Origin of the sequence: Citrobacter sp. RHB35-C17 (genome assembly GCF_013816795.1) — a bacterium.
Lineage (GTDB): Bacteria > Pseudomonadota > Gammaproteobacteria > Enterobacterales > Enterobacteriaceae > Citrobacter_A > Citrobacter_A amalonaticus.
The window spans coordinates 4,388,060-4,412,601 of sequence record NZ_CP057150.1 but is presented as its reverse complement, the minus strand read 5'-3'; the positions used below and the strand labels follow the sequence as shown (position 1 = coordinate 4,412,601).

The window sequence follows — 24,542 nt, the reverse complement described above, 5'->3', positions numbered from 1 at the left end:
AAATGGCTAAACTGACCAAGCGCATGCGTGTGATCCGTGAGAAAGTTGATGCGACCAAACAGTACGACATCAACGAAGCTATCTCTCTGCTGAAAGAACTGGCTACCGCTAAGTTCGTTGAAAGCGTAGACGTTGCTGTTAACCTCGGCATCGATGCGCGTAAATCTGACCAGAACGTACGTGGTGCAACTGTACTGCCGCACGGTACTGGCCGTTCCGTTCGCGTAGCTGTATTTACCCAGGGTGCAAACGCTGAAGCTGCTAAAGCTGCTGGCGCTGAACTGGTAGGTATGGAAGATCTGGCTGAGCAGATCAAGAAAGGCGAAATGAACTTTGACGTGGTTATTGCTTCTCCGGATGCAATGCGCGTTGTTGGCCAACTGGGCCAGGTTCTGGGTCCGCGTGGCCTGATGCCAAACCCGAAAGTGGGTACCGTAACGCCGAACGTTGCTGAAGCAGTTAAGAACGCTAAAGCGGGTCAGGTTCGTTACCGTAACGACAAAAACGGCATCATCCACACTACCATCGGTAAAGTGGATTTTGACGCTGACAAACTGAAAGAAAACCTGGAAGCTCTGCTGGTTGCGCTGAAGAAAGCAAAACCGACTCAGGCGAAAGGCGTGTACATCAAGAAAATCAGCATCTCCACCACCATGGGTGCTGGTGTTGCCGTTGATCAGGCTGGTCTGAGCGCTTCTGCGAACTAAGATTAGCTTTACGTGGGCGGTGGATTTGTCTACAATTCTACCCCCACGTTTCTGTTGAAAGAGACAGACACTCTGCAAGTCATTTGAATTGCGGTTCGAAAGACGAAGCATAGAACAGATTTGTTCGTTGGAGCCTGGCCTAATCCAGGCCTCCGTCGAAGACCGCAGGTGTTTCGTAAGAAACTTAATCCCCTGCGTAGACGGTGACAGAACGCTAAGATTATTTTTGGATACTCTGGCTTGTTTCTGCTCACCGTATTAAGACGCTCTTTTCGTTGGAAAGAGTGAAGTGAGTTCCGGAACATGAGTTCCGGCAAACATCCAGGAGCAAAGCTAATGGCTTTAAATCTTCAAGACAAACAAGCGATTGTTGCTGAAGTCAGCGAAGTAGCCAAAGGCGCGCTGTCTGCAGTAGTTGCGGATTCCCGTGGCGTGACTGTAGATAAAATGACTGAACTGCGTAAAGCAGGTCGTGAAGCTGGCGTTTACATGCGTGTTGTTCGTAACACCCTGCTGCGTCGTGCTGTTGAAGGTTCTCCGTTCGAGTGCCTGAAAGACACGTTTGTTGGTCCGACCCTGATTGCATACTCTATGGAACACCCGGGCGCTGCTGCTCGTCTGTTCAAAGAGTTCGCGAAAGCGAATGCAAAATTTGAGGTCAAAGCCGCTGCCTTTGAAGGTGAGCTGATCCCGGCGTCTCAGATCGACCGCCTGGCAACTCTGCCGACCTACGAAGAAGCAATTGCACGCCTGATGGCAACCATGAAAGAAGCTTCGGCTGGCAAACTGGTTCGTACTCTGGCTGCTGTACGCGATGCGAAAGAAGCTGCTTAATCGCAGTTATCTTTTTAAAGCATCTGCTTACGTATAAACTTATTCTGATATTCAGGAACAATTTAAATGTCTATCACTAAAGATCAAATCATTGAAGCAGTATCCGCTATGTCCGTAATGGACGTTGTAGAACTGATCTCTGCAATGGAAGAAAAATTCGGTGTTTCCGCTGCTGCTGCTGTTGCTGTAGCTGCTGGCCCGGTTGAAGCTGCTGAAGAAAAAACTGAATTCGACGTAATTCTGAAAGCTGCTGGCGCTAACAAAGTTGCTGTAATCAAAGCAGTACGTGGCGCAACTGGCCTGGGTCTGAAAGAAGCTAAAGACCTGGTAGAATCTGCTCCGGCCGCTCTGAAAGAAGGCGTGAGCAAAGATGACGCAGAAGCACTGAAAAAATCTCTGGAAGAAGCTGGCGCTGAAGTTGAAGTTAAATAAGCCAACCCTTCCGGTTGCAGCCTGAGAAATTAGGCTGATGGCTGGTGACTTTTTGGTCACCAGCCTTTTTGCGCTGTAAGGCGCCAGTAGCGTTTCACACTGTTTGACTACTGCTGTGCCTTTCAATGCTTGTTTCTATCGACGACTTAATATACTGCGACAGAGCGTCCGTTCTGTGTAAATCGCAATGAAATGGTTTAAGCGTGATAGCAACAGGCATTGCGGAAAGTATTCGATTTTCCGGTCAACAAAATAGTGTTGCACAAACTGTCCGCTCAATGGACAGATGGGTCGACTTGTCAGCGAGCTGAGGAACCCTATGGTTTACTCCTATACCGAGAAAAAACGTATTCGTAAGGATTTTGGTAAACGTCCACAAGTTCTGGATGTGCCTTATCTCCTTTCTATCCAGCTTGACTCGTTTCAGAAGTTTATCGAGCAAGATCCTGAGGGGCAGTATGGTCTGGAAGCCGCCTTCCGTTCCGTATTCCCGATTCAGAGCTATAGCGGTAATTCCGAGCTGCAATACGTCAGCTACCGTCTTGGCGAACCGGTGTTTGACGTTCAGGAATGTCAGATCCGTGGCGTGACCTATTCCGCACCGCTGCGCGTAAAACTGCGTCTGGTGATCTACGAGCGCGAAGCGCCGGAAGGCACCGTTAAAGACATTAAAGAACAAGAAGTCTACATGGGCGAAATTCCGCTCATGACCGACAACGGTACCTTTGTTATCAACGGTACTGAGCGTGTTATCGTTTCTCAGCTGCACCGTAGTCCGGGCGTCTTCTTTGACTCCGACAAAGGTAAAACCCACTCTTCGGGTAAAGTGCTGTATAACGCGCGCATCATTCCTTACCGTGGTTCCTGGCTGGACTTCGAATTCGATCCGAAAGACAACCTGTTCGTACGTATCGACCGTCGCCGTAAACTGCCTGCGACCATTATTCTGCGTGCGCTGAACTACACCACTGAGCAGATCCTGGATCTGTTCTTCGAAAAAGTGATTTTCGAGATTCGCGACAACAAGCTGCAGATGGAGCTGGTGCCTGAACGTCTGCGTGGTGAAACCGCCTCCTTCGATATCGAAGCGAACGGTAAAATCTACGTTGAAAAAGGCCGCCGCATCACTGCGCGTCACATCCGCCAACTGGAAAAAGACGATATCAAACATATCGAAGTTCCGGTTGAGTACATTGCGGGCAAAGTGGCTGCGAAAGATTACGTTGACGAATCCACTGGCGAGCTGATCTGCCCGGCGAACATGGAGCTGAGCCTGGATCTGCTGGCTAAGCTGAGCCAGTCTGGCCACAAACGTATCGAAACCCTGTTCACCAACGATCTGGATCACGGCCCGTACATTTCTGAAACCGTACGCGTCGACCCAACTAACGATCGTCTGAGCGCGCTGGTAGAAATCTACCGCATGATGCGCCCGGGTGAGCCGCCGACACGTGAAGCGGCTGAAAGCCTGTTTGAGAACCTGTTCTTCTCTGAAGACCGTTATGACCTGTCTGCGGTCGGTCGTATGAAGTTCAACCGTTCTCTGCTGCGCGACGAAATCGAAGGTTCCGGTATCCTGAGCAAAGACGACATCATCGAAGTGATGAAGAAGCTCATCGATATCCGTAACGGTAAAGGCGAAGTCGATGATATCGACCACCTCGGCAACCGTCGTATCCGTTCCGTAGGCGAAATGGCGGAAAACCAATTCCGCGTTGGCCTGGTACGTGTTGAGCGTGCGGTGAAAGAGCGTCTGTCTCTGGGCGATCTGGATACCCTGATGCCTCAGGACATGATCAACGCCAAACCGATTTCTGCAGCAGTGAAAGAGTTCTTCGGTTCCAGCCAGCTGTCTCAGTTTATGGACCAGAACAACCCGCTGTCTGAGATTACGCACAAACGCCGTATCTCTGCACTCGGCCCAGGCGGTCTGACGCGTGAGCGCGCTGGCTTTGAAGTTCGAGACGTACACCCGACGCACTATGGTCGCGTATGTCCAATCGAAACGCCTGAAGGTCCGAACATCGGTCTGATCAACTCCCTGTCCGTGTACGCACAGACTAACGAATATGGCTTCCTCGAGACGCCGTATCGTCGCGTGGTTGATGGCGTTGTGACAGATGAGATTCATTACCTGTCTGCTATTGAAGAAGGTAACTTCGTTATCGCTCAGGCGAACTCCAACCTGGATGACGATGGCCACTTCGTAGAAGATCTGGTGACCTGCCGTAGCAAAGGTGAATCCAGCCTGTTCAGCCGTGACCAGGTTGACTACATGGACGTTTCCACTCAGCAGGTGGTTTCCGTCGGTGCGTCCCTGATCCCGTTCCTGGAACACGATGACGCCAACCGTGCATTGATGGGTGCGAACATGCAACGTCAGGCGGTTCCGACTCTGCGCGCTGATAAGCCGCTGGTAGGTACCGGTATGGAACGTGCTGTTGCCGTTGACTCCGGTGTTACTGCGGTGGCTAAACGTGGCGGTACCGTTCAGTACGTGGATGCTTCCCGTATCGTTATCAAAGTTAACGAAGACGAGATGTACCCGGGCGAAGCGGGTATCGACATCTACAACCTGACCAAATACACCCGTTCTAACCAGAACACCTGTATCAACCAGATGCCGTGTGTCTCTCTGGGCGAGCCGGTTGAACGTGGTGATGTACTGGCAGACGGTCCGTCCACCGACCTCGGTGAACTGGCGCTCGGTCAGAACATGCGCGTCGCGTTCATGCCGTGGAACGGTTACAACTTCGAAGACTCCATCCTCGTTTCCGAGCGTGTTGTCCAGGAAGACCGTTTCACCACCATCCACATTCAGGAACTGGCGTGCGTGTCCCGTGACACCAAGCTGGGGCCGGAAGAGATCACCGCTGACATCCCGAACGTGGGTGAAGCTGCGCTCTCCAAACTGGATGAATCCGGTATCGTTTACATCGGTGCGGAAGTGACCGGCGGCGACATTCTGGTGGGTAAGGTAACGCCGAAAGGTGAAACCCAGCTGACGCCAGAAGAAAAACTGCTGCGTGCGATCTTCGGTGAGAAAGCGTCTGACGTTAAAGACTCTTCTCTGCGCGTACCAAACGGTGTTTCCGGTACGGTTATCGACGTTCAGGTCTTTACTCGCGATGGCGTAGAAAAAGACAAACGTGCGCTGGAAATCGAAGAGATGCAGCTGAAGCAGGCGAAGAAAGACCTGTCTGAAGAACTGCAGATCCTCGAAGCTGGCCTGTTCAGCCGTATCTATGCTGTGCTGGTTGCCGGTGGTGTTGAAGCTGAGAAGCTCGACAAACTGCCTCGCGATCGCTGGCTGGAACTCGGCCTGACCGATGAAGAGAAACAAAATCAGCTGGAACAACTGGCTGAGCAGTACGACGAACTGAAACACGAGTTCGAGAAAAAACTCGAAGCGAAACGCCGCAAAATCACCCAAGGCGACGATCTGGCACCGGGCGTGCTGAAGATTGTTAAGGTCTATCTGGCCGTTAAACGCCGTATCCAGCCTGGTGACAAGATGGCAGGTCGTCACGGTAACAAGGGTGTCATTTCTAAGATCAACCCGATCGAAGATATGCCGCACGATGCTAACGGTACGCCGGTAGATATCGTACTGAACCCGCTGGGCGTACCGTCTCGTATGAACATCGGTCAGATTCTGGAAACCCACCTGGGTATGGCTGCGAAAGGTATCGGCGATAAGATCAACGCCATGCTGAAACAGCAGCAGGAAGTCGCGAAACTGCGCGAGTTCATCCAGCGTGCGTACGATCTGGGTGCTGACGTTCGTCAGAAAGTTGACCTGAATACCTTCAGCGATGAAGAAGTTCTGCGTCTGGCTGAAAACCTGCGCAAAGGTATGCCAATCGCAACGCCGGTGTTCGACGGTGCGAAAGAAGCGGAAATTAAAGAGCTGCTGAAACTGGGTGACCTGCCGACTTCCGGTCAGATCACGCTGTTCGACGGCCGTACGGGTGAGCAGTTCGAGCGTCCGGTAACCGTAGGTTACATGTACATGCTGAAACTGAACCACCTGGTCGACGATAAGATGCACGCTCGTTCCACCGGTTCCTACAGCCTGGTTACTCAGCAGCCGCTGGGTGGTAAGGCGCAGTTCGGTGGTCAGCGCTTCGGGGAGATGGAAGTGTGGGCGCTGGAAGCATACGGCGCGGCATACACCCTGCAGGAAATGCTCACCGTTAAGTCTGATGACGTGAACGGCCGTACTAAGATGTATAAGAACATCGTAGATGGCAACCATCAGATGGAACCGGGCATGCCGGAATCCTTCAACGTACTGTTGAAAGAGATTCGTTCGCTGGGTATCAACATCGAACTGGAAGACGAGTAATTCTCGCTCAAACAGGTCACTGCTGCCGGGATAACACCCGGCAGCGGAATGTGCTAACTCCGACGGGAGCAAATCCGTGAAAGACTTATTAAAGTTTCTGAAAGCGCAAACTAAAACCGAAGAGTTTGATGCGATCAAAATTGCTCTGGCTTCGCCAGACATGATCCGTTCATGGTCTTTCGGTGAAGTTAAGAAGCCGGAAACCATTAACTACCGTACGTTCAAACCTGAGCGTGACGGCCTTTTCTGCGCCCGTATCTTTGGGCCGGTAAAAGACTATGAGTGCCTGTGCGGTAAGTACAAGCGCCTGAAACACCGCGGTGTGATCTGTGAGAAGTGCGGCGTTGAAGTGACCCAGACTAAAGTACGCCGTGAGCGTATGGGCCACATCGAGCTGGCGTCCCCGACTGCTCACATCTGGTTCCTGAAATCTCTGCCGTCCCGTATCGGCCTGCTGCTCGATATGCCGCTGCGCGATATCGAACGCGTACTGTACTTCGAATCCTATGTGGTTATCGAAGGCGGTATGACCAATCTGGAACGCCAGCAGATCCTGACTGAAGAACAGTATCTGGATGCGCTGGAAGAGTTCGGTGACGAATTTGACGCGAAGATGGGTGCGGAAGCGATCCAGGCCTTGCTGAAGAGCATGGATCTGGAGCAAGAGTGTGAAACTCTGCGTGAAGAGCTGAACGAAACCAACTCCGAAACCAAACGTAAGAAGCTGACCAAGCGTATCAAGCTGCTGGAAGCGTTCGTTCAGTCTGGCAATAAGCCAGAGTGGATGATCCTGACCGTTCTGCCGGTTCTGCCGCCAGATCTGCGTCCGCTGGTTCCGCTGGATGGTGGTCGTTTCGCTACGTCGGATCTAAACGATCTGTATCGTCGCGTGATCAACCGTAACAACCGTCTGAAACGTCTGCTGGATCTGGCTGCGCCGGACATCATCGTACGCAACGAAAAACGTATGCTGCAGGAAGCGGTTGACGCCCTGCTGGATAACGGTCGTCGCGGTCGTGCGATCACCGGTTCTAACAAACGTCCTCTGAAATCTTTGGCCGATATGATCAAAGGTAAACAGGGTCGTTTCCGTCAGAACCTGCTCGGTAAGCGTGTTGACTACTCCGGTCGTTCTGTTATCACCGTAGGTCCATACCTGCGTCTGCATCAGTGCGGTCTGCCGAAGAAAATGGCACTGGAGCTGTTCAAACCGTTCATCTACGGCAAGCTGGAACTGCGTGGCCTCGCCACCACCATCAAAGCCGCGAAGAAAATGGTTGAGCGTGAAGAAGCTGTCGTTTGGGATATCCTGGACGAAGTGATCCGCGAACACCCGGTACTGCTGAACCGTGCACCAACACTGCACCGTCTGGGTATCCAGGCGTTTGAACCTGTTCTTATCGAAGGTAAAGCTATCCAGCTGCACCCGCTGGTTTGTGCGGCATATAACGCCGACTTCGATGGTGACCAGATGGCTGTTCACGTACCGCTGACGCTGGAAGCCCAGCTCGAAGCGCGTGCGCTGATGATGTCTACCAACAACATCCTGTCCCCGGCGAACGGCGAACCTATCATCGTTCCGTCTCAGGACGTTGTACTGGGTCTGTACTACATGACCCGTGACTGTGTTAACGCCAAAGGCGAAGGCATGGTGCTGACTGGCCCGAAAGAAGCTGAGCGTATTTATCGCGCTGGCCTGGCCTCTCTGCATGCGCGCGTTAAAGTGCGTATCACCGAATACGAAAAAGATGCTAACGGCGAGTTCGTTGCGAAAACCAGCCTGATTGATACGACGGTAGGTCGTGCAATCCTGTGGATGATCGTACCGAAAGGTCTGCCTTTCTCCATCGTCAACCAGGCGCTGGGTAAGAAAGCCATCTCCAAGATGCTGAACACCTGTTACCGTATTCTGGGCCTGAAGCCGACCGTTATCTTCGCTGACCAGACAATGTATACCGGCTTTGCTTATGCAGCGCGTTCAGGTGCATCCGTTGGTATCGATGACATGGTCATCCCGGAGAAAAAACACGAGATCATCTCTGAAGCGGAAGCTGAAGTGGCTGAGATCCAGGAACAGTTCCAGTCTGGTCTGGTCACCGCCGGCGAACGTTACAACAAAGTGATCGATATCTGGGCTGCGGCGAACGATCGCGTTTCCAAAGCGATGATGGATAACCTGCAAACCGAAACCGTGATTAACCGTGACGGTCAGGAAGAGCAGCAGGTTTCCTTCAACAGCATCTACATGATGGCCGATTCCGGTGCGCGTGGTTCTGCTGCACAGATTCGTCAGCTGGCGGGTATGCGTGGTCTGATGGCGAAGCCGGATGGCTCCATCATCGAAACGCCGATCACCGCGAACTTCCGTGAAGGTCTGAACGTACTCCAGTACTTCATCTCCACGCACGGTGCGCGTAAAGGTCTGGCGGATACCGCACTGAAAACAGCGAACTCCGGTTACCTGACGCGTCGTCTGGTTGACGTTGCACAGGATCTGGTTGTTACCGAAGACGACTGTGGCACGCTGGAAGGTATCACCATGACCCCGGTTATCGAGGGTGGTGATGTTAAAGAGCCATTGCGCGATCGCGTTCTGGGTCGTGTAACCGCAGAAGACATTCTGAAGCCGGGTACGGCGGATATTCTGGTTCCGCGCAACACGCTGCTGCATGAACAGTGGTGTGATCTGCTGGAAGCGAACTCCGTTGACTCTGTGAAAGTTCGCTCTGTTGTATCCTGTGACACCGACTTTGGTGTATGTGCGCACTGCTATGGTCGTGACCTGGCGCGTGGCCACATCATCAACAAAGGTGAAGCTATCGGCGTTATCGCGGCACAGTCCATCGGTGAGCCGGGTACACAGCTGACGATGCGTACGTTCCACATCGGTGGTGCGGCATCTCGTGCGGCTGCTGAATCCAGCATCCAGGTGAAAAACAAAGGTAGCATCCGTCTGAGCAATGCGAAGTCGGTTGTGAACTCCAGCGGTAAACTGGTGATCACCTCCCGTAACACTGAGCTGAAACTGATCGACGAATTCGGTCGTACCAAAGAAAGCTATAAAGTGCCTTACGGCTCTGTGATGGCGAAAGGTGATGGTGAGCAGGTTGCCGGCGGTGAAACCGTAGCAAACTGGGATCCGCACACCATGCCGGTTATCACGGAAGTGAGTGGTTTTGTCCGCTTCACTGACATGATCGACGGCCAGACCATTACGCGTCAGACCGACGAGTTAACCGGTCTGTCTTCTCTGGTGGTTCTGGATTCCGCAGAACGTACTACCGGTGGTAAAGATCTGCGTCCTGCACTGAAAATCGTTGATGCTCAGGGTAACGACGTACTGATCCCGGGTACCGACATGCCTGCGCAGTACTTCCTGCCGGGTAAAGCGATTGTTCAGTTGGAAGATGGCGTACAGATCAGTTCTGGTGACACCCTGGCGCGTGTTCCGCAGGAATCCGGCGGTACCAAGGACATCACCGGTGGTCTGCCGCGCGTTGCGGACCTGTTCGAAGCACGTCGTCCGAAAGAGCCGGCAATCCTGGCTGAAATCAGCGGTATTATTTCCTTCGGTAAAGAAACCAAAGGGAAACGTCGTCTGGTTATCACCCCGGTAGACGGTAGCGATCCGTACGAAGAGATGATTCCGAAATGGCGTCAGCTCAACGTGTTCGAAGGTGAACGTGTAGAACGTGGTGACGTGGTTTCCGACGGTCCGGAAGCGCCGCACGACATTCTGCGTCTGCGTGGTGTTCATGCTGTAACTCGTTACATCGTTAACGAAGTTCAGGACGTATACCGTCTGCAGGGCGTTAAGATTAACGATAAACACATCGAAGTTATCGTTCGTCAGATGCTGCGTAAAGCCACCATCGAAAGCGCTGGTAGTTCCGACTTCCTGGAAGGCGAACAGGTTGAATACTCCCGCGTCAAGATCGCTAACCGCGAACTGGAAGCGAACGGCAAAGTGGGCGCCACGTTCTCCCGCGATCTGCTGGGTATCACCAAAGCGTCTCTGGCAACCGAGTCGTTCATCTCTGCCGCATCGTTCCAGGAGACCACGCGTGTCCTGACCGAAGCAGCCGTTGCGGGTAAACGCGACGAACTGCGTGGCCTGAAAGAGAACGTTATCGTAGGTCGTCTGATCCCGGCGGGTACCGGTTATGCGTACCACCAGGATCGTATGCGTCGCCGTGCTGCGGGTGAACTTCCGGCTGCACCGCAGGTGACTGCAGAAGATGCCTCTGCCAGCCTGGCAGAACTGCTGAACGCAGGTCTGGGTGGTTCTGACAACGAGTAATCGTTGACTGCCTGACAGTAAAAAACCCGCTTCGGCGGGTTTTTTTATGGCGTTTTTGTAGGCCCGGTAAGCGTAGCGCCACCAGGCTTTTTTATCAGTTTGCCAGCGGGATTCGGCGATACAGTTCAATCATGTCACCTGCCAGATCCTGAATCACCATCGCGTTCATCAGATGGTCCTGCGAGTGGACGGTGATCAGATTCACCGGCAGCTTACCGGTTCCTTCATCGATCCCGATCAGTTGCGTCTGGATTTTATGCGCCAGTTTGACGTAATCGCGTGACTCTTCCATCGCCTGTTCGGCACCGGCAAAGTCGCCTTTGCGAGCCAGTTGCAGGGCGGTCAATGCCTGGCTTCGTGCGGCTCCGGCATTAACCAGCAGTTCCATAATGATGGTTTCTAACTCTTCCATGTTAGGGCTCCATCAGCTTCAGGGCTTTTTCCAGCACGGCATCGCCTTTCATCATGCCGTAATCCATCATGTCGATCACGGCGACTTTCTTACCGAGCGGATCGGCCAGCGCCTGCAATTTTGCCTGCTCATACTTGACCTGCGGGCCCAACAGGACGATGTCCGCCGTGGCAATATTCTCTTTAAACTCTGCGACAGGTACAGCCTTGATCGTCACTTCGATCCCTTTCTTCTGAGCGGCATCTTTCATTCGTTGTACCAGCATGCTGGTGGACATACCGGCGGCACAGCATAAAACGATATTCTTCATAGTTCGCTCTCACGGTTCCATTGATACTTCATCTTTAGTCCGAGCGAGTGATGAGAACAACCGCCTTACCGCGAATGTGTGTAAAGCATCACAAAGAAATCGCACAAATAATGAAACCGGTTGCGGTTTTTCTCAAAATGAAAAAAAGCCCGTCGTAACGGGCGTTGCAGAGAGGGGATGATCAGCGATTCGCGACAATAATCCGGTTTTTTCCTTCCTGTTTGGCTTTGTATAGCGCTTCATCTACACGCATGATCAGCTGTTCCTGCGCTTCCAGATTCCATTCCCCGAGTCCGGCGCTAAAGGTGACGTGCAGACCCTCTTCACGCCATGAGCGCTGCGCGACCTCAATGCGCCAGCGTTCCAGTAGGGTATGCGCGTTGTTCAATTGCTCACCCGAGAACAGCACGGCAAACTCCTCACCGCCATAGCGATAGACAGAAACGGCGGCGGGTTGCATGATCTGAATCCCTTCGCGCGCGACGTTACGCAGGACGATGTCGCCATTCAAATGTCCCCAGGTATCATTGATAGATTTAAAATTATCAATATCCACCAGTGCCAGGACGAACGGTTGGTGATCGTTCATCAGCGCGACGATATCGCTATCAAAAGCGCGGCGGTTTTTACAACCGGTCAGGGCATCAATGGTCGCCTGTCGAACGTAAGCCAGTTCGCGCTCCTTATTGGACTCGATAGCTTTGCTCAGCATTGCTTCAAGGCGCGGTGCGCGTTTCACATCGCCGGTCTTGATTGCGTTGATGATATTCATCAGCACCGTGCGTGAAGCGTGGCGAAGATAGAGACCAAACAGCGCAATGATGATCGCCGCAAGGGCAAATCCCCAGACCACAATGTTGGTCTCATGACGTGTCAGATCGACGAGGGTTGTATCTGAAACCCGATAAATCACAAACCAGTCCGGGTTGGTGAACGAATAGTAGTAGTACCAGTCCTGAGTGTCCGGGTCGTACAGATGTCCTTCACCGCTGGTCATCCGGCTCATGGTTTTTTTACTGACATACTGTTTAAACAGCGCGCCTGTATCCGGATGCAGTACCACTTTTCCATCACGGTCGACCACATAGAACTCGCCCTGGACGGGAGCCACCATCTGGCGCAATGCGTAACCCATTGACGTCAGATCAAGATGAAACGCAATCGTACCTTTCATTTTCCCTTCGGGAGAGATGACCGGTTTGTAGATCGTCACCGTAGGGTGGTGCGTAAAATAGTCAATGTAGGGGGCGGTATAGTTGCTAAAGGTACTGGCTTCAGCCTGATCCATAAACCAGGGACGCGATTTCACGTCGAATGTTGTGCTGCGTTCGGTATTTAGCACCTGGGGCGCGCGCAGGTAATGGCCTTCTATATCTACCAATGAGATCGAGGAGACTGAGGGCATCAGCGTCTGCAATTGCATGATGGTTTTCAGACCTTGTTCCGGGTCAAGGTTAACCGTGTCGTTCAGGTGGTCATTACGAGAAAAGTAGGTCGCCGCCCGACCAAGGATATAATCATTTTCGCGTAGCAAAGACTCGGTATAGTTCACCGCCAGGTTATGGGTGAAATTCCGATTTATGCCATGATAATCTTCAAGAAAATCATTCTTCTGCGTAAAAGTTATGAATATGGCGATCAATAGAAAGCTGAGTATGATCCCCGTAAAGCTCACCAATATTGGCGTCGTGAATGAAAGTTTTCTGTTATGACGTGCCATTACTGTACTTATCCAGAAAGTGTAAATCCCGAAGAGAAGTGCGAAGTGAAGCCAACAATGTGGCTCTGCATATCAGGAAGAATGTAGGCAATTATAATCTCGCTGATATAAGTCGAGGTGATTTATCTTAAGAAGTGTACACCCCAGTGGCCATTTTTGGCTGAAATTGGTGTTTTATCTCGCTGATTTCGGTGAAGGCAGGGCGAAACGAGGAAGAAGCTCTTCGCCCTGGACAGCGTTAAGGCTGACGGTGATACGTTAAAAAAGTGAGAGGCTAACAACAACCTCTCGTTTTCTCTCTTTCGTCGCGGCTCGTAAAATGGTTACCCGTTTGCAAGACGGTTCATCGCCTTTGCGAAGCGCGCCCCAGATACGCATCCCAGTCTTTCCATACCGGCTGAAGCCCCTGCGCGGAAAGTGCATCGGCGACAGTTTCGGGACGGCGGTTGTCATGTGGCGCGAACTGTTCCAGTTCAGGATGATTGTCCGCATACCCGCCAGGCTGGGTTTTCGAGAACGCGCTGACGTTGTTAATCGCCAGCGGGATCACGTGGTCTCGAAACCAGGGCGACTCCCGCGTCGACAACGACAGCTCAATTTCCGGTGCCAGCAGACGGAACGCGCAAATGGTTTGTACCAGTTGGCGCTCATCCATGATTGAGGCGGGCTCAATACCGCCAGCGCACGGACGCAGGCGCGGGAACGAAATCGAGTAACGGCTTTGCCAGTAGTGCTGCTGAAGCCACAGCAAATGCTCTGCAACCATATAGCAGTCCACCCGCCAGTTGTCGGAAAGACCAATCAGCGCCCCGAGGCCGATTTTGTCGATACCGGCGCGCCCCAGTCGGTCCGGCGTTTCCAGCCGCCAGAAGAAATCTTGTTTTCTCCCTTTCAGATGGTGCTGCGCGTACATCGCGTCGTGATACGTTTCCTGATAGACCATCACGCCGTCGAGTCCCAGCGTTTTCAGTTCGGCATATTCCGCCTCGGCTAACGGTTGAACTTCCATCTGTAATGACGAAAACTGCTGGCGAATGGTGGGCAAGTGGCGACGGAAATAGTCCATTCCGACCTTTGCCTGATGCTCGCCGGTGACCAGCAGGAGATGTTCGAAACCCAGCTCGCGGATCGCCGCACACTCCCGGATAATGTCCGTTTCATTCAGCGTCTTGCGCTTGATGCGGTTACTCATCGAAAAACCGCAGTAGGTACAGTCGTTAGCGCACAGATTGGAGAGATACAGCGGGACGTAAAAACTCACCGTATTGCCGAAGCGCTGGCGGGTCAGCGTCTGCGCCCGCTGTGCCAGCGGTTCAAGGTATGCGCTCGCTGCAGGTGACAGCAGTGCCATCATATCGTCGCGGCTGGGGTGGGGGGCATTTAGCGCCCGCTCAACGTCAGCGGACGTTTTGCTGTTGATGCGCAGGCGGATGTCGTCCCAGTCGAGTTGCTGCCAGCGGTCGGTGAACGTTTTCATACCGGGATCTCCAGAAAACCGGTCAGTGGGCTGGTGGCCTGCGCCTGACGGCTGCGACTACCCGGTCCTGCCTGACGCGCCAGAAGGCCGGCTTCTACCGCCAGACGGAAAGCGCGGGCCATCATCACCGGATCGTCCGCCACGGCAATCGCCGTATTCACCAGCACGGCGTCCGCGCCCATTTCCAGCGCCTGCGTGGCGTGGCTGGGTACGCCGATTCCGGCATCCACCACGACCGGAACGGTGGACTGCTGGATAATAATCTCCAGCATGGCCCGGGTTTCCAGCCCCTGATTAGAGCCAATCGGCGCGCCGAGCGGCATCACTGCCGCACAGCCCACCTCTTCCAGCCGTTTACACAGCACCGGATCCGCACCGCAGTAAGGCAGCACCACAAATCCTTGTTTTACCAGTGCCTCGGCGGCTTTCAGCGTTTCAATGGGGTCCGGCAGCAACCAGCGCGCATCGGGATGAATTTCCAGCTTCAGCCAATGGGTACCGAGCGCCTCGCGCGCAAGCTGTGCGGCAAAGATTGCCTCTTCTGCCGTTTTCGCCCCGGAGGTGTTGGGCAACAGCGTGACGCCCGCGTCGATAAGAGGAGCCAGGATGGCGTCATTTTGCTGGCGCAAATCCACACGCTTCATGGCCAGCGTCACCAGTTGGCTACCGGAGGCGCGGATCGCGTCAATCATTAATGCTGGTGATGCAAACTTACCCGTGCCCGTGAACAGATGCGAATCAAACGTTTTATCTGCAATTCGTAACATTTCAACCCCCTGCGATAACCTGAAAAAGCAGGATCTGGTCGCCTTCCTGCACGATGTGCTGCTCCCACTGCTCGCGGGGCAGGATCTGTTGATTCAGCGCCAGTGCGGCGCCGGGTTTTAACTGATTCAATTGCGTCAGCAGTGTATGTACGGAGAGTCCTTCTGCACACTGCATTGGCTCATCATTGAACTGTATTCGCATGTCGCCCTCCACACACTGGGCACCCGCTGGCGCGGCGTAATGCCAGGCTGCGCCATTGGCTGGTTTTGCCGTCAAACAGGCGCAATTCGCCGCCGGGTATCTCCATACCGCTTAGGAGCTTGATTGCCTCGAGTGCCTGCAGGGTCCCCATCATCCCGACGACGGGGCCGACAACGCCTGCGGTACGGCAATTGCGTTCGGGTTCCGCGTCATCCGGCCATAAGCAGCGATAGCAGCCTTGTGACCAGGGCGGCGTCAACACCATCAACTGGCCGCCAAAACCGACCACGCTGGCGGTGATCAGCGGGGTATCGAGCGCCACGCAGGCGGCGTTAATTTCCTGACGCGTCGCCATGTTGTCGGTGCAGTCGAGCACGACATCCGCTTGCGCCACTGCATGCCTGAGCGCCTCTCCACTCAGACGCTGCGTCAGCGAGAGCAGTTCGATATCCGGATTGAGTCGTGCCAGCCGCTGCTGTGCAACCTGCGATTTAGCGCGGGCAATGTCATCCGTGGTGAACAGGATCTGCCGCTGCAGGTTGCTGAGATGAACCTCATCGTCGTCAGCCAGCACCAGCGTGCCGACACCGGCTCCTGCCAGATACAGCGCGGCCGGTGAGCCTAATCCGCCCAGCCCGACGATCAGCACACGGCTGGCAAGCAGCTTTTGCTGACCGTCAATGGCGATATCGCCCAGCAGGATCTGACGGCTATAGCGCATAAAGTCACGGTCATTCATCGCCTGCTCCTGCTATCGCCAGCAATTGCGCGGTGGCCGCCCGCCAGTCTTCGGCCTGGGTAATGGCGCTGACCACCGCAATACTCCCTACACCAGTCGCCAGCACGGCGGGGGCGCGCTCCAGGCTGATACCGCCAATGGCGACGGTAGGATAATCATTCAGACGATTGATATGCCGTGCGAGTTGTTCCAGTCCTTGCGGCGCGGACGGCATCTGCTTAGTCTGCGTCGGGAAAACGTGGCCCAGCGCGATGTAGGAGGGACGTGCCGCCAGCGCTACGTCGATCTCCATATCGTCGTGTGTCGAGACGCCCAGGCGTAATCCCGCCGCCTGAATCGCCTTCAGTTCGGTGGTTTCCAGATCTTCCTGACCCAGATGCACGCCATAGGCGCGGTGTTTGATCGCCAGCCGCCAGTAATCGTTAATAAACAGACGGGCGTTGTATTTCCGCCCCAGTTTGATGGCGGCCACCACATCGGCTTCCACCTCTTCATCACGCTTATCTTTGATGCGCAACTGGAGCGTACGCACGCCCGCATCCAGTAGGCGTTCAATCCACGTTACGCTGTCGACAACCGGATAGAGGCCCAGGCGAAAAGGAACCGTTGGGAAATCGGGTTGAATCATCAGACTTCCTCCCGCTTGAGGTAGATTTCTCCGCCTTTGGCGCGGAAGTTTTCTGACATATCCGCCATCCCCACTTCGATGGTCTGCGCGGCGGCGTAGTCACGGACTTCCTGACTGATTTTCATTGAGCAGAATTTCGGGCCGCACATGGAGCAGAAGTGCGCGACTTTGCCGGATTCCTGCGGCAGGGTTTCATCGTGGTAAGCGCGGGCGGTAAACGGATCGAGCGCCAGATTAAACTGGTCTTCCCAGCGGAATTCAAAGCGCGCTTTGGACATCGCGTTATCACGGATTTGCGCCCCCGGATGCCCTTTCGCCAGATCGGCGGCATGGGCGGCAATCTTGTAGGTAATCAGCCCCTGTTTCACATCTTCTTTGTTTGGCAGGCCAAGGTGTTCTTTCGGGGTGACATAGCAGAGCATCGCGCAGCCAAACCAGCCGATCATCGCTGCGCCAATTCCCGAGGTGAAATGGTCGTAACCCGGCGCAATATCGGTGGTCAGCGGACCTAAGGTATAAAACGGCGCTTCATGACAGTGCTCCAGCTCTTCGGTCATGTTGCGACGGATCATCTGCATCGGCACATGGCCCGGACCTTCAATCATCACCTGCACGTCATACTCCCAGGCGATTTTGGTCAGTTCGCCCAGTGTGTGCAGTTCTGAGAACTGTGCCTCGTCGTTGGCGTCCTGAAGGGAACCCGGACGCAGGCCATCGCCGAGCGACAGCGACACGTCATAGGCAGCGCAGATTTCACAAATCTCGCGGAAGTGCTGGAAGAGGAAGTTCTCTTTGTGATGAGAGAGACACCATTTCGCCATAATGGACCCTCCGCGCGAGACAATCCCTGTCAGGCGTTTCGCGGTCATCGGCACATAGCGCAGCAGTACACCGGCATGAATGGTGAAGTAGTCCACCCCCTGTTCGGCCTGCTCCAGCAGCGTATCGCGGAAGGCTTCCCACGTCAGATCTTCGGCGATCCCGTTGACCTTCTCCAGCGCCTGGTAGATCGGAACGGTACCGATCGGCACCGGGCTGTTGCGCAGGATCCATTCGCGGGTTTCATGGATATAGCGACCGGTGGAGAGGTCCATTACGGTGTCCGCTCCCCAGCGCGTTGACCACACCAGTTTCTCCACTTCTTCTTCGATGGAGGAGGTGACGGCAGAGTTGCCGATATTGGCGTTCACCTTCACCAGGAAATTACGCCCGATAATCATCGGTTCCGATTCCGGGTGATTGATGTTGGCGGGGATGATAGCTCGTCCAGCGGCCACTTCATCACGCACAAATTCCGGCGTGATGTTCTCCGGCAGGCGTGCGCCAAATCCTTCACCCGGATGCTGCTGGCGTAACACTTCACTGCGGATGCGTTCACGGCCCATGTTTTCACGAATGGCGATAAACTCCATTTCCGGGGTTACGATACCCTGGCGCGCGTAGTGCAGTTGCGTCACGCATTTGCCTGCTTTCGCGCGTTTTGGCGTCAGCAAACCGGTGAAACGCAGTTCATCCAGACCGTCGTCGGCCAGACGTTCTTTGGTATAGACAGAGCTGCGGTCAGTTAAGGCTTCGCTGTCGTTACGCGCATCAATCCACGGCTGGCGCAGCTTTGTCAGCCCCTGCTGGACGTTAATTGCCACATCCGGATCACCATACGGACCGGAGGTGTCGTACACCGGAATCGCTTCGTTCTCTTCAAACTGCGGTTCCGCTTTGCTGCCGCCGATGAGCGTCGGGCTAAGCTGAATTTCCCGCATCGGGACGCGAAGATCATGTTGTGAACCGGTGATGTAGATCCGTTTTGAGTTCGGGAAGGCTGTGCCTTCCAGCGTATCGATAAAGTGTTGTGCTTGCGCGCGCTGTTCGCGGCGGGACAATTTAGGGGTAGTTGCAGACATAGCTCATTCCAAAAAAGTAAGGAGATGGCTTGTCAGACGACGGATGAGTAATAGGTGTGCGACGCCCGTTAAGGCTTACGCATAAAGCAGAATTACTCTTGTTCCCTTCGCAGGTTTTAACCTGATCAGGTTCCGCGGATCCCGAATTAACGGTCTCAGCCGGTGTTTTCACACCAGGCACTCCGACAAGATGTAACCTCTGATAAGAGGCAATAGGGGTAAACTACGCGTTCTGTGCGCCGAACTCAAGCAGGACGTTTGATGACCGCATTGTCATGCATGGCGTCAAAGACCAGCATGATCAGCTTATCTTCCAGCGCAAATCGGGCTTCCAGCGCTTCGCCGAGATCGGATAAAACCTGTTGAAACTCCAGGCAGTTATCGTGATCAATCGCCGTTTCCAGGCTGGAGTCATAGTAGTCCATGATGCGTTGTGTGTTAGCTTCCAGTAGCGGCCAAATTTTTGTCGCTTTTAAAAGCTGCCCGTTACCTTCCAATTTATGCAGAATACGTTCATAAATACTGAAGTGTCCGGTGGAGAGGTAGTCGACCAGGCTCTGACAAAAATCATCCAGCGCTTTTTCATTCAGTTGCATGTACGATTCTTTGCCAGGCTTAATGCCAACCAGATTGTAGTAAGCCACGAGCAGATGCTTACGTACATGTAGCCAGCGATCAACCAGTTTGTTACTTCCTCTGACGCGCTCTGTCAGGTCTTCCAGCTGGTTTAGCATGATTGACTCCGCAAGTGTAGATTTAAAAACTGCTCACGCAGGAATTGTAAAAATAATGTTATCAACATGCCAGTGAAGCAAAGGTAGTGCAAGAGCTATGGATCGTATAATTGAAAAATTAGATCACGGCTGGTGGATCGTCAGCCATGAGCAAAAATTATGGTTGCCTCATGGCGAATTGCCACACGGCGATGCGGCAACTTTCGATCTTGTCGGGCAGCCAGCGCTGCAAATCGGAGAGTGGGAAGGCGAACCCGTCTGGCTGGTGCAACAGCATCGGCGTCACGAGATGGGATCGGTTCGTCAGGTGATCGATCAGGATGTGGGGCTGTTTCAACTGGCGGGGCGCGGGGTACAGCTGGCTGAGTTTTATCGATCGCATAAATTCTGTGGCTACTGCGGGCACCTGATGCATCCGAGTAAAACCGAGTGGGCGATGCTCTGTACCCACTGCCGTGAACGTTACTATCCGCAAATCGCCCCCTGCATTATCGTCGCCATTCGCCGTGAGGATTCGATCCTGCTTGCCCAACACGTTCGCCATCGTAACGGCGTACATACCGTACTTGCCGGATTTGTTGAGGTGGGCGAAACCCTGGAACAGGCGGTGGCGCGTGAGGTGATGGAAGAGAGCGGCATTAAAATTAAAAACCTGCGCTATATCACCTCGCAGCCGTGGCCTTTCCCGATGTCGCTGATGACTGCGTTTATGGCGGAGTATGACAGCGGCGAGATTGTCATCGACCCGAAAGAGTTGCTGGAGGCTAACTGGTATCGCTACGATGATCTACCACTCCTGCCGCCGCCAGGCACCGTCGCACGGCGTCTGATCGAAGATACCGTGGCAATGTGTCGGGCTGAGTATGAATGACATGATACACTGACGGCCTGACGCAATAAGGAACTGCAAAAATGACCGAACTGAAGAACGATCGTTATCTGCGTGCGCTGCTGCGCCAGCCCGTTGATGTCACCCCGGTATGGATGATGCGCCAGGCGGGCCGCTATTTACCGGAATATAAAGCCACCCGCGCAGAGGCGGGCGATTTTATGTCGCTGTGCAAAAATGCCGAGCTGGCCTGCGAAGTGACGCTCCAGCCGCTGCGCCGTTATCCGCTTGATGCGGCGATCCTCTTCTCGGATATCCTGACCATTCCGGATGCGATGGGGCTGGGGCTCTGGTTTGAAGCCGGCGAAGGTCCGCGTTTTACTGCACCGGTCGCCTGCAAAGCCGATGTCGACAAGCTGCCGGTTCCCGATCCGGAAGATGAACTGGGCTACGTGATGAACGCGGTACGCACGATTCGTCGCGAGCTAAAAGGCGATGTGCCGCTGATCGGCTTCTCCGGCAGTCCGTGGACGCTGGCGACCTACATGGTGGAAGGCGGAAGCAGCAAAGCCTTTACCGTGATTAAAAAGATGATGTATGCCGACCCGAAAACGCTGCATGCGCTACTTGATAAGCTGGCGAAGAGCGTCACGCTGTATCTGAATGCTCAAATCAAGGCGGGCGCGCAGTCGGTGATGATTTTCGACACCTGGGGTGGCGTGCTGACCGGACGCGATTATCAGCAGTTCTCGCTGTATTACATGCACAAAATCGTTGATGGCCTGCTGCGTGAAAACGACGGTCGCCGCGTGCCGGTGACGCTGTTTACTAAAGGTGGCGGACAGTGGCTGGAAGCGATGGCGGAAACCGGCTGCGATGCGCTCGGACTCGACTGGACCACCGATATTGCCGATGCACGTCGTCGCGTGGGACACAAGGTTGCTTTACAAGGCAACATGGATCCTTCCATGCTCTATGCGCCTACGGCGCGGATCGAAGAAGAAGTGGCGTCTATACTTTCTGGTTTCGGCCAGGGGGAAGGCCACGTCTTTAACCTCGGTCACGGCATCCACCAGGACGTGCCGCCAGAACATGCTGGCGCCTTTGTGGAGGCGGTGCATCGGCTGTCCGCGCAATACCACCGCTAAGGAGACCATATGGACCTCGCGTCGCTACGCGCTCAACAACTTGAACTGGCCTCATCTGTAATCCGCGTGGATCAACTTGATAACGATCCGCCGGATCTGATCGGCGGGGCAGACGTGGGGTTTGAACAGGGCGGAGAGGTGACGCGGGCGGCGATGGTTTTGCTGAAATATCCCTCGCTGGAACTGGTTGAATACAAAGTGGCGCGCATCGCCACCACCATGCCTTATATCCCCGGCTTTCTCTCCTTCCGTGAATATCCCGCGTTGCTGGCAGCGTGGGAGCAACTCTCGCAAAAACCCGATTTGCTCTTTGTGGATGGTCACGGTATTTCCCATCCGCGCCGTCTCGGCGTGGCCAGCCATTTCGGACTGTTGGTGGATGTGCCGACCATTGGTGTGGCGAAAAAAAGATTGTGCGGCAAGTTCGAACCACTCTCTGCTGAACCTGGCGCACTGGCGCCGCTGATGGACAAAGGTGAGCAACTGGCATGGGTCTGGCGCAGCAAAGCGCGCTGTAATCCGCTGTTTATCGCTACGGGCCATCGTGTCGGGTTGGACAGCGCCCTGGCGTGGGTGCAGCGCTGTATGAAAGGCTACCGCCTGCCGGAGCCAACCCGCTGGGCGGATGCGGTGGCATCGGAACGTCCGGCGTTTATGCGATGGCAGGAAATTCAGCCCTGATTGCGGTACACTGCCGCTAATTTCTGATTCGAGAATTCATCATGTTACAAAACCCGATTCATCTGCGTCTGGAACGTCTGGAAAGCTGGCAGCACGTCACGTTTATGGCCTGCTTGTGTGAGCGCATGTACCCGAACTATGCCATGTTCTGCCAACAGACCGGGTTTGGCGACGGACAGGTGTACCGCCGTATTCTGGACCTGATCTGGGAAACGCTGACGGTCAAAGACGCGAAAGTGAATTTCGACAGCCAACTGGAGAAGTTTGAAGAAGCGATCCCGGCGGCAGACGATTATGACTTGTATGGGGTTTATCCGGCCATTGATGCCTGCGTGGCGTTAAGCGAGCTGGTTCATTCCCGTTTGAGCGGTGAGACGCTGGAACACGCCATTGAAGTCAGCAAGACGTCCATCACTACGGTTGCGATGCTGGAAATGACCCAGGCAGGTCGAGAAATGAGCGATGAAGAGCTCAAAGATAACCCGGCGGTGGAGCAAGAGTGGGATATTCAGTGGGAAATATTCCGACTTTTAGCTGACTGTGAAGAACGCGACATTGAGCTGATAAAAGGGCTTAGAGCAGACCTGCGTGAGGCTGGCGAGAGCAATATCGGTATAAATTTGCAGCAGTAAGACACGAAAACGTGATTTAACTTCTGAATTGTCGTACCTGAAGGCTTCCCTTCCGCCCCCCGTCTGGTCTACATTTGGAGGGCGAAAAAAAGTGGCTATCGGTGCGTGTATGCAGGAGAGTGCTTTTCTGGCATTTCCGTCGCACTCGATGCTTAGCAAGCGATAAACACATTGTAAGGATAACTTATGAACAAGACTCAACTGATTGATGTAATTGCAGACAAAGCAGAACTGTCCAAAACCCAGGCTAAAGCTGCTCTGGAATCCACTCTGGCTGCTATTACTGAGTCTCTGAAAGAAGGCGATGCTGTACAACTGGTTGGTTTCGGTACCTTCAAAGTGAACCACCGTGCTGAGCGCACTGGCCGCAACCCGCAGACCGGTAAAGAAATCAAAATCGCCGCAGCTAACGTACCGGCGTTTGTTTCTGGTAAAGCACTGAAAGACGCAGTTAAGTAAGACCGCGTGGCTGTGAACAGTTTTAATGAAGGGGCGGCTTCGCCCCTTTCGTCTGTCTGGCGTCGCACGTTGACGTTAGCAGGCGTGCTGTTGCTAACGGCCTGTAGCCATAACGCCTCTCTTCCGCCGTTTACCGCCAGTGGGTTTGCTGACAACCAGGGCGCAGTGCGTATCTGGCGTAAAGACGCATCAGACGGCGTCCATATGCTTTCGGTGTTCAGTCCGTGGCGTAATGGCAGTACCACAACCAGCGAGTACCGCTGGCAGGGTGATTCCCTTTCACTGATAGAACTCAATATTTATGGCGAACCGCCGGAGCATATCCGCGTGCGTTTTGACGATCGCGGCGAACTGAGCTTTATGCAGCGCGAAGTCGATGGTCATAAACAGCAGTTGTCGAACGACCAAATCGAATTGTACCGTTACCGTGCCGAGCAGATCCGCCAGACCAGCGATGCATTGCGACAGGGGCGGGTGGTCTTGCGTCAGGGACGCTGGCATGCCGCTGAACGTACGGTTACCACCTGCGAAGGCGAGACGATTAAACCGGATTTAGATGCCTGGGCGATGAGTCACATTGAGCGCCGCCAGAGCCATTCATCTGTTGACGTCAGCGTGGCATGGCTGGAGGCGCCCGAAGGGTCACAGCTTCTGCTGGTGGCGAATTCCGACTTCTGCCACTGGCAGCCAAAAGAAAAAACGTTTTGATGGGTGCCGGATGGCGGCCTACATCAGACATTCTGTAGGCCTGATAAGCGTCGCGCCATCAGGCAAAACATTACCAGTGTCCCATTCCCATGTGGCCGCCACGACCACCGCATCCGCCGTAACCCATCCCCATACCGCCAGGGACACCGGCCTGAGCCATGGCAACATCCCGTTTCACCCGTTGTTCATCCAGAGACTGTCTTAAGGATTCCATCTCTTTCGCCACCGCATTGATTTTGGCGGTATCCGGCGGATTCGTCGCTAACAGCGCGTTGTATTCATAGCGTTTGGACATCAGTTGTTGGCGTAGGGCGTTAGTCTGGTTGTAAAAGTCATTATGGATTTTTTGCGCGGCAGCCTGCTGCTCTGCGCTCAGTCCACTGCCATTTTGTTGCCACATGCCGCCGCCGTTCCCCCAGTGATGCCGCGCCAGGGCGGGGCTGGAGCCCAGCACCATCAAAGAGAGGGCGATCAGCGCCAGGCCTGCTTTCGTGTTCCGTTTCATCATTTATCCTCCTGTGGGTGGTCTTATCTTCTGTATTGCATCTTCCGTGCCAGACTGATTCTTCCCGCC

General features: G+C 54.1%; 22 protein-coding genes and 1 riboswitch. Of the genes, 11 read left to right on the top strand and 11 right to left on the bottom strand.

What is annotated here, in order from left to right; translation table 11 throughout:
• Positions 1–2: 2 nt before the first annotated feature.
• The 5 genes from rplA to rpoC all read left to right on the top strand — a co-directional run bounded on the left by rplA (position 3) and on the right by rpoC (position 10,621).
• Positions 3–707 carry a 50S ribosomal protein L1 gene (gene rplA, locus HVZ37_RS20965; protein WP_042998969.1) on the top strand — a complete coding sequence of 235 codons (705 nt, stop codon included), beginning with the start codon at positions 3–5 and terminating at the stop codon, positions 705–707.
• Positions 708–1,043: 336 nt separating this feature from the next.
• Positions 1,044–1,541: a 50S ribosomal protein L10 gene (rplJ, locus tag HVZ37_RS20960; RefSeq protein WP_042293041.1), complete on the top strand. Its 498-nt coding sequence runs from the start codon at positions 1,044–1,046 to the stop codon at positions 1,539–1,541.
• Positions 1,542–1,607: 66 nt separating this feature from the next.
• On the top strand, positions 1,608–1,973 hold the full coding sequence (gene rplL, locus HVZ37_RS20955; protein ID WP_012133812.1) for a 50S ribosomal protein L7/L12: 366 nt from the start codon (positions 1,608–1,610) through the stop codon (positions 1,971–1,973).
• Positions 1,974–2,292: 319 nt separating this feature from the next.
• The gene (rpoB, locus tag HVZ37_RS20950) at positions 2,293–6,321 is read left to right on the top strand and encodes a DNA-directed RNA polymerase subunit beta (protein ID WP_042998970.1); all 4,029 of its coding nucleotides are present in this window, start codon (positions 2,293–2,295) and stop codon (positions 6,319–6,321) included.
• Between the two features lie 76 nt (positions 6,322–6,397).
• Positions 6,398–10,621, top strand: a complete 4,224-nt coding sequence (rpoC, locus tag HVZ37_RS20945; RefSeq protein ID WP_042998971.1) for a DNA-directed RNA polymerase subunit beta' — start codon at positions 6,398–6,400, stop codon at positions 10,619–10,621.
• Positions 10,622–10,715: 94 nt separating this feature from the next.
• Here the strand turns inward: rpoC and HVZ37_RS20940 are convergent, their stop codons facing one another.
• The 10 genes from HVZ37_RS20940 to HVZ37_RS20895 all read right to left on the bottom strand — a co-directional run bounded on the left by HVZ37_RS20940 (position 10,716) and on the right by HVZ37_RS20895 (position 19,511).
• Positions 10,716–11,033 carry a PTS lactose/cellobiose transporter subunit IIA gene (locus HVZ37_RS20940; RefSeq protein WP_042998972.1) on the bottom strand — a complete coding sequence of 106 codons (318 nt, stop codon included), beginning with the start codon at positions 11,031–11,033 and terminating at the stop codon, positions 10,716–10,718.
• Between the two features lies 1 nt (position 11,034).
• Entirely contained in the window at positions 11,035–11,343 is a 309-nt protein-coding gene (locus HVZ37_RS20935; RefSeq protein ID WP_042998973.1) for a PTS sugar transporter subunit IIB, read from the bottom strand.
• 181 nt (positions 11,344–11,524) lie between these two features.
• Positions 11,525–13,063, bottom strand: coding sequence for a sensor domain-containing diguanylate cyclase (locus HVZ37_RS20930; protein WP_054177380.1), 1,539 nt, complete (start codon positions 13,061–13,063; stop codon positions 11,525–11,527).
• 343 nt (positions 13,064–13,406) lie between these two features.
• Positions 13,407–14,540: a 2-iminoacetate synthase ThiH gene (gene thiH / locus HVZ37_RS20925; RefSeq protein WP_044327223.1), complete on the bottom strand. Its 1,134-nt coding sequence runs from the start codon at positions 14,538–14,540 to the stop codon at positions 13,407–13,409.
• Positions 14,537–15,307 (bottom strand): thiazole synthase, encoded by a 771-nt coding sequence (gene thiG, locus HVZ37_RS20920; RefSeq protein ID WP_125339229.1) that lies wholly within the window; start codon positions 15,305–15,307, stop codon positions 14,537–14,539. The genes thiH and thiG overlap by 4 nt, the downstream gene beginning before the upstream one ends.
• Before the next feature lies 1 nt (position 15,308).
• Positions 15,309–15,509, bottom strand: coding sequence for a sulfur carrier protein ThiS (gene thiS / locus HVZ37_RS20915; RefSeq protein ID WP_042998977.1), 201 nt, complete (start codon positions 15,507–15,509; stop codon positions 15,309–15,311).
• Entirely contained in the window at positions 15,490–16,248 is a 759-nt protein-coding gene (gene thiF, locus HVZ37_RS20910; RefSeq protein WP_181627941.1) for a thiazole biosynthesis adenylyltransferase ThiF, read from the bottom strand. The genes thiS and thiF overlap by 20 nt, the downstream gene beginning before the upstream one ends.
• Complete coding sequence (gene thiE / locus HVZ37_RS20905; RefSeq protein WP_042998979.1) at positions 16,241–16,876, bottom strand: thiamine phosphate synthase; 636 nt, start codon at positions 16,874–16,876, stop codon at positions 16,241–16,243. The genes thiF and thiE overlap by 8 nt, the downstream gene beginning before the upstream one ends.
• Positions 16,876–18,777: a phosphomethylpyrimidine synthase ThiC gene (thiC, locus tag HVZ37_RS20900; protein WP_044256805.1), complete on the bottom strand. Its 1,902-nt coding sequence runs from the start codon at positions 18,775–18,777 to the stop codon at positions 16,876–16,878. The genes thiE and thiC overlap by 1 nt, the downstream gene beginning before the upstream one ends.
• Before the next feature lie 85 nt (positions 18,778–18,862).
• A riboswitch (TPP riboswitch) is annotated at positions 18,863–18,972 on the bottom strand.
• Between the two features lie 50 nt (positions 18,973–19,022).
• Positions 19,023–19,511 carry an Rsd/AlgQ family anti-sigma factor gene (locus tag HVZ37_RS20895; protein WP_042998981.1) on the bottom strand — a complete coding sequence of 163 codons (489 nt, stop codon included), beginning with the start codon at positions 19,509–19,511 and terminating at the stop codon, positions 19,023–19,025.
• Positions 19,512–19,608: 97 nt separating this feature from the next.
• Between HVZ37_RS20895 and nudC the strand changes: the two genes are divergently transcribed.
• The 6 genes from nudC to HVZ37_RS20865 all read left to right on the top strand — a co-directional run bounded on the left by nudC (position 19,609) and on the right by HVZ37_RS20865 (position 23,968).
• Complete coding sequence (gene nudC, locus HVZ37_RS20890) at positions 19,609–20,382, top strand: NAD(+) diphosphatase (RefSeq protein ID WP_042998982.1); 774 nt, start codon at positions 19,609–19,611, stop codon at positions 20,380–20,382.
• Positions 20,383–20,423: 41 nt separating this feature from the next.
• Positions 20,424–21,488, top strand: coding sequence for a uroporphyrinogen decarboxylase (gene hemE, locus HVZ37_RS20885; protein WP_042998983.1), 1,065 nt, complete (start codon positions 20,424–20,426; stop codon positions 21,486–21,488).
• A gap of 9 nt (positions 21,489–21,497) precedes the next feature.
• Positions 21,498–22,169: a deoxyribonuclease V gene (gene nfi / locus HVZ37_RS20880; RefSeq protein WP_042998984.1), complete on the top strand. Its 672-nt coding sequence runs from the start codon at positions 21,498–21,500 to the stop codon at positions 22,167–22,169.
• A 41-nt stretch (positions 22,170–22,210) separates the two neighbouring features.
• Positions 22,211–22,801, top strand: a complete 591-nt coding sequence (locus HVZ37_RS20875) for a YjaG family protein (protein ID WP_042998985.1) — start codon at positions 22,211–22,213, stop codon at positions 22,799–22,801.
• 186 nt (positions 22,802–22,987) lie between these two features.
• Complete coding sequence (gene hupA / locus HVZ37_RS20870; RefSeq protein ID WP_001044509.1) at positions 22,988–23,260, top strand: nucleoid-associated protein HU-alpha; 273 nt, start codon at positions 22,988–22,990, stop codon at positions 23,258–23,260.
• Between the two features lie 12 nt (positions 23,261–23,272).
• Positions 23,273–23,968, top strand: a complete 696-nt coding sequence (locus tag HVZ37_RS20865; protein WP_043001799.1) for a DUF1481 domain-containing protein — start codon at positions 23,273–23,275, stop codon at positions 23,966–23,968.
• A gap of 70 nt (positions 23,969–24,038) precedes the next feature.
• Here the strand turns inward: HVZ37_RS20865 and zraP are convergent, their stop codons facing one another.
• The gene (zraP, locus tag HVZ37_RS20860; RefSeq protein ID WP_044268712.1) at positions 24,039–24,473 is read right to left on the bottom strand and encodes a zinc resistance sensor/chaperone ZraP; all 435 of its coding nucleotides are present in this window, start codon (positions 24,471–24,473) and stop codon (positions 24,039–24,041) included.
• Positions 24,474–24,542: the final 69 nt, after the last annotated feature.